This is a genomic window from Catenuloplanes sp. NPDC051500, from assembly GCF_044454585.1.
GTDB lineage: Bacteria > Actinomycetota > Actinomycetes > Mycobacteriales > Micromonosporaceae > Catenuloplanes.
In genome coordinates this window covers 1-1273 of sequence record NZ_JBITDX010000060.1, presented here as the reverse complement: position 1 = coordinate 1273, position 1273 = coordinate 1, and the positions used below count along the sequence as shown (strand labels likewise).

The window sequence follows — 1273 nt, the reverse complement described above, 5'->3', positions numbered from 1 at the left end:
TCGGTGATCATGAAGTTGCGAAGCAACACGATCCCGAGAAGGACGCACCCGTCGATGACATCATCACCTACCGGAATCCTGCTGTCCCATCGGCCCGCCGACATGCCGCTCCCCGCCGCTGTCACCGTGAGTGAACACCGGGACCTGCTCGTGGCGCTTTCGGTGATACCGGACCCGCGTGACCGGCGTGGCCGCCGTTACTCGCTGGTGAGCCTGCTGTCCGTGGCGGTCTGCGCGGTCCTGGCCGGGGCGTGTACGTTCGCCGCGGTCGCGGACTGGGTCCGGGATGTCGACCGGCCGGTCTGGGAACGCCTCGGGTTCACCGGCCGTCTTCCCGCCGCCACGACCGTGTGGCGGCTCCTGATTCGGATCGACGCCGACACGTTGTCGCAGGTCATGACCAGGTGGCTACGCGCCCGAGCGGCACCGCTGGTAGTGACCGGGCGCAGGTGGCGACTGGTCATCGCCGTCGACGGGAAAGTCGTCCGCGGCGCCCGGCTCCCCGACGGACGACAGGTCCATCTGCTGTCCGCCTACGACGTCCACGCCGGAATCGTCCTCGCCCAGGTCCAGATCACCGCGAAGTCCAACGAAATCCCCGCGTTCACACCCCCTCATGAACGCGGTCGCCGCCCAACTCGGCACGCTCAAAGACGTCCTGGTCGTCGCGGACGCCCTCCACACCCAGACCGGGCACGCGCAACTCCTCGCCGCCGCCGGCGCCCACCTCATGACAGCGGTCAAGGGCAACCAGCCAACCTTGTTCACCCAGCTCAAAAGCATCCCCTGGGCGCAGGTCCCGATCGGGGACCAGACCCGGCACACCGGCCACGGCCGCACCGAAACCCGCACCATCAAAGCGATCACCATCAACACACCCGGTGGGCTCCACTTCCCCCACGCCCAGCAAGCCCTCCGGATCACCCGGACCCGCACGATCAAGGGCAAGACCACCCGCGAGACAGCGTTCCTGACCGCCTCCCTGCCCGCACACCAGGCCCAGCCCGCCGACCTCAACACATGGGCACGCACCGAATGGCACATCGAAAACAGGCTGCACTACATCCGCGATGTCACTCTTCGTGAAGACGCCCATCAAGCCCGGACCGGGAACGGACCCGCCGTCTTCGCCACGCTCCGTAACACCGCGATCGGCTACCACCGCGGCAACGGCGCCACCAACATCGCCCGAGCCACCCGACGCGCCAACCGCCGCCCCCACGACCTCATCAACGCCATCACCATGAGTGAAACAACGACCGCAAATTGTGAT

Annotated in this window: 2 protein-coding genes and 1 pseudogene; 2 read left to right on the top strand and 1 reads right to left on the bottom strand. The window is 67.2% G+C overall.

Annotated elements, in window-relative coordinates; translation table 11 throughout:
• Window positions 1–9 precede the first annotated feature (9 nt).
• Window positions 10–351: pseudogene (locus ACIA8K_RS41245) on the top strand (transposase family protein); the annotation flags it as partial.
• 57 nt (window positions 352–408) lie between these two features.
• Here the strand turns inward: ACIA8K_RS41245 and ACIA8K_RS41240 are convergent.
• Window positions 409–546: a hypothetical protein gene (locus ACIA8K_RS41240; protein WP_396068966.1), complete on the bottom strand. Its 138-nt coding sequence runs from the start codon at window positions 544–546 to the stop codon at window positions 409–411.
• Window positions 547–616: 70 nt separating this feature from the next.
• On the opposite strand from ACIA8K_RS41240, the gene ACIA8K_RS41235 reads away from it, so the two are divergent.
• The coding region (locus ACIA8K_RS41235; RefSeq protein ID WP_396068965.1) for an ISAs1 family transposase at window positions 617–1273 on the top strand (657 nt) is incomplete at its 3' end.